Annotated in this window: 10 protein-coding genes, 1 tRNA gene and 1 pseudogene; 6 read left to right on the top strand and 6 right to left on the bottom strand. The window is 61.3% G+C overall.

The annotated features are described in order from the left end of the window. The 3 genes from EOA79_RS27180 to EOA79_RS27170 form a co-directional block, all read right to left on the bottom strand. On the bottom strand, positions 1 to 433 hold a 433-nt coding region (locus EOA79_RS27180; protein WP_245489940.1), incomplete at its 3' end, for a manganese catalase family protein. Positions 434 to 626: 193 nt separating this feature from the next. Further along, positions 627 to 857 (bottom strand): hypothetical protein, encoded by a 231-nt coding sequence (locus EOA79_RS27175; protein WP_127335516.1) that lies wholly within the window; start codon positions 855 to 857, stop codon positions 627 to 629. Further along, positions 854 to 1,042, bottom strand: a complete 189-nt coding sequence (locus EOA79_RS27170; protein ID WP_066998553.1) for a DUF3606 domain-containing protein — start codon at positions 1,040 to 1,042, stop codon at positions 854 to 856. The genes EOA79_RS27175 and EOA79_RS27170 overlap by 4 nt, the downstream gene beginning before the upstream one ends. A 17-nt stretch (positions 1,043 to 1,059) precedes the next feature. Here EOA79_RS27170 and EOA79_RS33790 point away from each other — a divergent pair. From EOA79_RS33790 to EOA79_RS27155, 3 genes and pseudogenes are all read left to right on the top strand, one after another. Beyond that, positions 1,060 to 1,170: pseudogene (locus EOA79_RS33790) on the top strand (SOS response-associated peptidase); the annotation flags it as partial. Positions 1,171 to 1,392: 222 nt separating this feature from the next. Then, positions 1,393 to 2,442: an HWE histidine kinase domain-containing protein gene (locus tag EOA79_RS27160; RefSeq protein ID WP_348627468.1), complete on the top strand. Its 1,050-nt coding sequence runs from the start codon at positions 1,393 to 1,395 to the stop codon at positions 2,440 to 2,442. Then, a complete protein-coding gene (locus EOA79_RS27155) occupies positions 2,411 to 2,773 on the top strand; it encodes a response regulator (RefSeq protein ID WP_127335824.1) in 363 nt (120 codons plus the stop codon). The genes EOA79_RS27160 and EOA79_RS27155 overlap by 32 nt, the downstream gene beginning before the upstream one ends. A 223-nt stretch (positions 2,774 to 2,996) precedes the next feature. On the opposite strand, the gene EOA79_RS27150 is transcribed toward EOA79_RS27155, so the two are convergent. Beyond that, the gene (locus tag EOA79_RS27150; RefSeq protein WP_127335825.1) at positions 2,997 to 3,206 is read right to left on the bottom strand and encodes a hypothetical protein; all 210 of its coding nucleotides are present in this window, start codon (positions 3,204 to 3,206) and stop codon (positions 2,997 to 2,999) included. A 71-nt stretch (positions 3,207 to 3,277) separates the two neighbouring features. On the opposite strand from EOA79_RS27150, the gene EOA79_RS27145 reads away from it, so the two are divergent. From EOA79_RS27145 to EOA79_RS27135, 3 genes are all read left to right on the top strand, one after another. Then, a complete protein-coding gene (locus tag EOA79_RS27145) occupies positions 3,278 to 3,592 on the top strand; it encodes a hypothetical protein (RefSeq protein WP_245479269.1) in 315 nt (104 codons plus the stop codon). A gap of 461 nt (positions 3,593 to 4,053) precedes the next feature. After that, positions 4,054 to 4,128: transfer RNA gene (locus tag EOA79_RS27140), tRNA-Thr, on the top strand. Between the two features lie 180 nt (positions 4,129 to 4,308). Further along, positions 4,309 to 5,784 carry an NAD-dependent succinate-semialdehyde dehydrogenase gene (locus EOA79_RS27135; protein WP_164748476.1) on the top strand — a complete coding sequence of 492 codons (1,476 nt, stop codon included), beginning with the start codon at positions 4,309 to 4,311 and terminating at the stop codon, positions 5,782 to 5,784. A gap of 65 nt (positions 5,785 to 5,849) precedes the next feature. Here EOA79_RS27135 and EOA79_RS27130 read toward each other — a convergent pair whose 3' ends face one another. Further along, positions 5,850 to 6,596, bottom strand: coding sequence for a GGDEF domain-containing protein (locus tag EOA79_RS27130; RefSeq protein WP_245322566.1), 747 nt, complete (start codon positions 6,594 to 6,596; stop codon positions 5,850 to 5,852). 252 nt (positions 6,597 to 6,848) lie between these two features. Then, on the bottom strand, positions 6,849 to 7,235 hold a 387-nt coding region (locus EOA79_RS27125; RefSeq protein WP_164893962.1), incomplete at its 5' end, for a thermonuclease family protein.

The raw sequence follows: 7,235 nt of genomic DNA, 5'->3' as shown, positions 1-7,235 counted from the left end.
TGACGCCGGGATCATCGGTGATGTTGATCAGTCGCTCGTAAACGATCTTGGCACGAGCTTCGGCCGCGATGTTGGAGCGCAGGTCCACCGTTGGTTCGCCGCGAGAATCGATATAGGCGGCGGTCCAGGGCACGCCGGCCGAGTCGCACAATGCGGGTCCGCCGCCAAACAGGATTGACTCCTTGGCCGTTGTGCCGCTGGCGCCAACCATCAAATACAGCTCGGCTTCCTTCATCTGTCCCTCGGCAAGCTGCGCCTTGAGGCCCTTGTTCAGCATTGTGATAATAGATCCGACCACCTCGAGGTGGCTTAGTTCTTCGGTCGCAATGTCGAGCAACATGTCTTTCCGACCGACATCATCCTCGCCCAGCCCTTGGGTGAAATAGCGCATAGCGGCGGCCAACTCGCCATCGGCTCCGCCGAATTGCTCCATTATCATGCATGCCAGTTTCGCGGCTCCGACACACGGACGGTGTATTGCAGTCGCTTATTGTGCATGAACATGAGGGTTCTCCAGGGTCGGGATACGCCCGAACCACTTTGCATCAGGAATGTTCCTTGACACCGCGATGCCATACCTTGGCGCGACGAGGCCGCGAGCGTCATGCCTTGAACATGCAGGCAGTTCACTCGAACATTTCGAAGATCGCACGAGCTTTAAGAACCGGAGCACCCGCCTCATCCCGAACATCGACGAAGAGTTCGAGCCGGTCTTCGATTGGAACAACCTCGGCCGCCATCTCGGCCAACGCCGTCGATGCCTCCCGCCTTACCGCCTGCATGTCATCCAGTTCCGCGCCGGTTTCATCGGTCACGTGAGCTGAGCCGTTGAACGTGTCGAAGAAGTAGCGGCTCATCGAGTGCCTAGCGCCTTTGCCTCACGCTCTAGGGTCTCGCGGTCATTTCCATGCCTGGCGATCAGCTCGCGGACCTGAGGGATCGAGAGTCCGAACTTGCTGGCGAAGTAGCCGACCTCATACTCCTGATCCCCCGACACACGGTCGCGATCGCGCGCATCGCGTTTGCTTTTGTCGTCCGCCATGGTTCCGTTCCTCCTCTCCGGAGGACTGGTCCGCATGGCTCAACCTGACCAAGTCGGAGGGCGATCTGTTGCAGCCGCTTCCTGCCCGGTCCCTCGCAGTTGAGACGGTTCGCCCAGAGCGACCGTAACCTGTTCGTCCAGCATCGGGCCCCAGCAATCGTGTATCTCCAGTTCTACCTCACCGGCATATTGACAGCCGATCTGCATGAGCTCCTGCTTGCCGATCACAGCAGCAACGCGGCCGCCGGACCGGCAACGCAGCCCCATTTCTGCCTGCCCGGTCTGCTCTTGACCCAAGACAGGGTTGGCCTGAGATTGCGGCCAACAAGATCACTTTCGTGGGACCAGCTATGGTGAACTTGGAAGACCTCTACCGGATCTTGAGGACCGGGCATGTGCAGGCACAGGGGATCGTGGATACCGTCCCGGTTCCTCTGCTGGTCCTGGACAGCGCGCTTTGCATCCAAAGCGCCAACCGTGCCTTCTTCCGAACGTTCAAAGTCGAGCGGTATGAAACCATAGGCAAGCACATCTACGAGCTTGGAGATGGTCAGTGGGACATTCCGGAACTGCGTCGCCTGCTCACGGAGGTGATCCCGAAAACCACGGCAGTTATCGATTACAAGGTTGAGCACGATTTCCCCGGGATCGGTCAGCGGACCATGCTGGTCACGGCTCGTACCGTGTTCAGTCCCGACGATGTCAGCACCACCATGCTGCTGTCGTTCGCCGATGCCACGGAGAGGACTCGTAGAGAGGCCGAGTTTGAGGTTCTCTTCGGTGAGCTTCGCCATCGAATGAAGAACCTGCTTGGGCTGGTGCGGGCACTCGCTAACCAGACAAAGGCCGAAGGCGTCTCGGGGGAGGAGTATCGCGACGCGTTTCTAGGCAGGTTGACTGCTATTATTGACGCAAATGAGCAGGGGTTCATAGGCGGTGGTGATGGCAGCCTTGAAGCTCTGGTGGTGCGCACGCTGGAACCTTTTGCAGTAAGCTCCGACGCCGTAGAGATCGATCGCGGACCGCCCGTTTATTTGAATGCCAAGCAACTGATGTCCCTCGGGCTTGCGCTGCATGAGCTGGCGACGAACGCTCTCAAATATGGAGCGCTGTCGAAGGCGGGCGGACAGGTCCATGTGCGCTGGGTTATCGAGCAAGGGGATGACCGACTGCTGCGGCTCACCTGGTCGGAAAGCGGCGGCCCCGGTGTGACCCCACCCGTCTCCACAGGCTACGGAACTCAGCTGATTCAGTACGCTGTCGCATACGATCTGGGAGGCAAGGTGGAACCAAGCTATGCGACGACGGGTTTGAACGTGGAGATGGCCATTCCGCTCGCGGGGACACGGCAACAAAGATTGAAGGCCGGTGGAAAAGACGGTCCTGATCGTGGAAGATGAATACCTGATCGCGATGGACCTCAAATTCATGCTTGAGCGTCGTGGATGGCGTGTCATAGGCCCGGTTGCCACGGTCGCAGAGGCGTCACGCCTATTGGAAGTCGAATTGCCGTCCGTCGCATTGCTCGACGTCAATCTGGGCAACGAGCTGATCACACCGCTGGCTGAAGAGTTGAGCAGCCTCGATGTCCCGTTCGCGGTGGCGAGCGCCTACGACAGGCCAGAGCTTCTCGGCGGCGCAGTTCTGTGGGATGCGCCTAACGTCGGAAAGCCAACAGCAGAGACTCGCTTGCTGGGCGTTCTGACCAATCTACTGGAGCGTCACCGCTAAAGGAATTCTCACCTTCGCCGCTGTGTTCGAAACAGGACCAGTGGGCGCTCGTTTCGGCTTGGCAAAGCCCGATCCCGCATCCTTGCCGCACCCGGAATGCTCGCAGACGTGCCCAAGCGGGCCGCGTTCGCGTGTCTGGGCGATTTCTCCGGGGCGTGTCGGCTCGTCGCCCATGGTTCAGGCTCGAAGTATTCCAGGATGATCACATAACCAGCGTCGACCTTCATGCGCGGGTCATAGTCGGTCTCGTGATTGTTGATTCATGCTCCTGCTGCCAGATGACGTTCAGGACGCGGCCGCCGTTGTCGGCGGCCTCGTTCAGCTTCATGTGCAGCACGGTTGGGTTATTCGGGCATGTCTCGACGGCATAGCGCAGCGGCATGTGACATCTCCCCTCAGCTGCAAAAAGATTCCAGACCGCCTTGACGATCAAGGAATTTGTTCCTTTTTTGTTCTCATGGCGCATGAGATGATCGAACGCTGGGCAAGGCGACCCGGCACAACATGCTTTTGAAGGTGGAGTGCGCCTGCGGGAACGTGCGCTACTGCCGATCGGCGGACTTGATGATGGTCTATGGCGGCGGCGCCAACCCCTTCCGCCTGAAGTTCGACTGCAGCCGCTGCAAGCCAGACATCAAGGTGACGCTAGTCGAGGTTCACCCCGAGCATCTGCGGAGGAAGCTTGTGATCCACAAGCCCATGAAGGTCGACGGCAAGATCGTCTGGTACACGCGTCGTCGCTCAACAAGAAGACGACCGCCGAGCGGGGCGGGGGACCAGGGTGTGTCGACAGTCGTCGGAAGACAAGGGGCCATATGATCAGCAAACTGCGTTGCGATAGGCCCTGGCTCATTGTGGCGTAGATCACCCCCATCCACATTTACATTTGTTATTCCCCTCCGAGCCGGACTCTCGACAAGGTCGTTCGCAGGTACGCCTTGTATCGGCGCGCCACAAATCAGGGGTAGGCCAATCCTCGAAACCGCATGCATTCGCCACGGGGACAGCGCAAGGACGCGCGCGAAGGCCTTCGCAGGTAGTGAGTGAAGGGCGGGGGTGCGAAAAAACCTCTGTACGGGGCTCTATTTCAATTCGCATCCAGATTGGCAACGATCCGGCAACAAAAGCGGTGTAGCTCTCGGCCGACCGGTGTAGGCTGGAGCACGTGCCGAGCCCGTTTGGAACCACATTGGCAACATCGGGCCAAAACGGCGCAGGGTGTGAAAGGGGGCCGCTACGCCTTGCAATTCAAGGCGTCTGCGGTTATTCAGACGCCCGTTGCTGCGGTAGCTCAGTGGTAGAGCACTCCCTTGGTAAGGGAGAGGTCGAGAGTTCAATCCTCTCTCGCAGCACCAGCCCGCTTTCGGGGCACCTCCTCTCCCTTGGTCGAGCTCTCATTCCTGCCGATGGTTCGAGGAAGCCAGTTGTCACAGGTGGGTCTACCGCCGTCCTTCCCAGGCCCTATGACAGGCGCAGACGTGCGGAATACATCTTGACCTTCTCAAATGTCAGCTCGTTGAAGGAGGAGACCGGTATTGCCCCTATGCCTGCCGATCATGCGCCACCTGAAATCGCCTGACCTGTTCGGCGCGATCGACCGTGTGCCGGCGCTTGGCACGCCGGTTGGCGGGAGCACGTTCGAGGTCTTCAATCCATCGACGGGCGAATTGCTGGCGGAACTTCCCGACATGAGGATTGCGGAGACGCGCGCCGCGATCGACAAGGCCTATGCCGCACAGGCCGAATGGGCGGGGCTGACCGCTCGGGAGCGCAGCGAATTGCTGTGGCAGTGGCATCAACTGATCGTCACCCACACCGACGATCTCGCGGCGATCCTCACCGCGGAGATGGGCAAGCCGCTCGCCGAAGCCAGATCGGAAGTCTCGCATGCGGCGGCGTATCTGCAATGGTATGCCGAGGAGGCCAATCGCATCTATGGCGAGACGATCTCGGCACCGTCGACGGACCGCCGCATGCTGGTGATCAAGCAGCCGATCGGCGTCGTCGGCACGATCACACCATGGAACTTTCCCGCATCGATGGTGGCGCGCAAGATCTCACCGGCGCTGGCGGCGGGCTGCGCCATTGTGCTTAAGCCTGCCGAACAGACGCCGCTTGTCGCAGGCGCCATGTTCGCGCTCGCCGCCGAGGCCGGCTTTCCCGATGGTGTCGTGAATCTCATCTATGCCTCGGAGGGTGCCGCGGTGGGGCGCGAGCTCTGCCACAATCCCAAAGTGCGCAAGATCAGTTTTACCGGCTCGACCGAGGTCGGACGCCTGCTCATGCGCCAGTGCTCGGACCAGATCAAGAAGGTCAGTCTCGAGCTGGGCGGCAATGCGCCTTTCATCGTCTTCGACGACGCCGACATCGATGCCGCCGTGGACGGGGCGGTCCAGGCGAAGTTCCGCAATGCCGGCCAGACTTGCGTTTCGGCGAACCGACTTTACGTCCAGTCGGACGTTCACGATGAGTTCGTCGACAAATTCGTCCGGCGGGTCGGCGAGCTTCAGGTCGGTGACGGTTTCGATCCCGGCGTCGCCATCGGCCCGCTGATCGACAGGCGGGCGCTCGCCAAGATCGAATCCCACATCGCCGATGCCGTGGCAAAGGGCGGCGCGATCCGGTGCGGCGGGGGCCGGATTGCCAGAGACGGCACGTTTTTCCAGCCGACGGTCCTTACCGACGTCTCCAGCGCGATGACGGTGGCGCAGGAGGAGACATTCGGGCCGTTGGCCCCCGTCATCCGTTTCGAGGATGCCGATCAGGTCGTGTGTGAGGCCAACGACACGATCTACGGACTAGCCGCCTATTTCTATGCGTCCAACCTGAAGCGCGTCTGGCGCGTGGCGGAGGCCCTGGAATACGGCATGGTGGGCATCAACACCGGGCGCATGTCCTCGGAAGCGGCACCCTTCGGTGGCGTCAAGCAGTCCGGCATCGGACGGGAGGGGTCCCGCCACGGCCTCGAGGACTACCTTGAGATGAAATATCTCTGCATGGGCGGCATCTGAGACGCAGGGATTTGAACCGCAGCTCCCGCCAGGTTGTCGGCGGGGTTGGCCGCTGGTCGCGCCGCTCAGTTGTTGAAATGGGACAGGTGAAAGCCGGTCTCGTCCTGCAACTCGGACAATCCTTCCTCGGCCGAGCGGAACATGTCTTCGAAAGCCAATTCATGTTCGAAGACGACGCCGCCGACGCGGATGGCGAGCACGTCCTTGTCGCCTTTCGGCGCGAAATAGATCTGCCCGACCGCTTCCCGGACGCGCTTGCCGACCTCTTTGGCGTCCTCCTCGGTCGCGCCCGCGAGGAAAACACCGAACATCGCCGTTCCGATGCGGCCGATCAGATCCTCCTTGCGCACCGAGGACCTGATGGCGGTGGCGATCAGCCGCAAGGCTTCGTCGCCCCATTCGAGGCCGAAGCGCAAATTGATCGCCGAAAGATGCTCCGGATGGATGACGAGAAAAGCGCCGGAGCGCGGCCCGGCCGGTCTGGCGGCTCGCCTGTCGACCATCGACGTGAACACGGCCCCGTTGAGGCAGCCGGTCAGATGGTCGTAGGTGCCGGATCTGGTGAGCTCCTGCCGGTAACGGCGGATCTCGACCTCTCTCCAGCCGAGCAAGGCAAAAAGCGGCAGACCGATGATAATGGGCAGAAGGGCGGCCGTGATGACGCTGCGGCCGAACGGCGTCAACGCGTCGCTGAGCAGCAGCAGATAGTTGAGGCCGAGCGACAGGCCGACGCAGCCCGCGGTGCCCAGCAGGGTCAGCCAGACGACATGCTTCCAGGCCTCTGCCGGCGCGGTCTCGGTTTTTATACTCACTGGCCAATCTCCTGTTGGACGCATTGGCATAAAGGCGGTGTGTTACGATTTCCGTTTCAGCCTGGCCTACAATTTGAAGGAAATCAGTGTCTTTCTCCCTGGATGGCGCCAGCGGCTGCGGCCCGCTTCTCGCTTCGATCTGATTCGTCGCTGAAACGGGTCAGCGTTTGGTAGGATCGCCGAGCTGCTTTAGCCATTCCGTTTTTACGCAATCCCGCAGGCAAGGCCGTTGCGCGCCTTTCCGGGTATGCCCTATTGCGGCGGGCCGAAGACGCCCATCTCGGCAGCCCTGGCGACGAATTCGGCTTTGCCGTAGATGCCCGAGGGGGACGCCATCGCCCAGCCATTGGCAACCAGCCAGGCGCCGACATCCTGTTTGCCGAGCATGCACGGCGCGGCGATGGCAAAACGGTCGGCATCGGGCGGCAGGACGCATTTGAGCGCCCGGCCGCGCAGCCAGGCATTGAAGGCGGCGCGGGCGCGCTGCCCGCAGGGCCAGATGACGTCGCCGAACGCGCAGGTTCTGGCGGAATCGACCTCGATGGTCCCGCTGACGATCACCCTGCGCCCCATGGACTCGAAGATCGCCGACGAGGTGGCGACCGGGCGATAGAGCAGCGTCTCACGCCAGTCCTGCGG

Source organism: Mesorhizobium sp. M1A.F.Ca.IN.020.03.2.1, assembly GCF_004023205.1.
Taxonomy (GTDB): domain Bacteria; phylum Pseudomonadota; class Alphaproteobacteria; order Rhizobiales; family Rhizobiaceae; genus Mesorhizobium.
Note: the sequence above shows the minus strand (reverse complement) of the source record. Positions and strands in the feature narration are given on the sequence as shown.

Coding starts and splice junctions, on each gene's coding strand:
- EOA79_RS27175 (WP_127335516.1), bottom strand. CDS start 857: ATGAGCCGCTACTTCTTCGACACGTTCAACGGCTCAGCTCACGTGACC.
- EOA79_RS27170 (WP_066998553.1), bottom strand. CDS start 1,042: ATGGCGGACGACAAAAGCAAACGCGATGCGCGCGATCGCGACCGTGTG.
- EOA79_RS27160 (WP_348627468.1), top strand. CDS start 1,393: ATGGTGAACTTGGAAGACCTCTACCGGATCTTGAGGACCGGGCATGTG.
- EOA79_RS27145 (WP_245479269.1), top strand. CDS start 3,278: ATGCTTTTGAAGGTGGAGTGCGCCTGCGGGAACGTGCGCTACTGCCGA.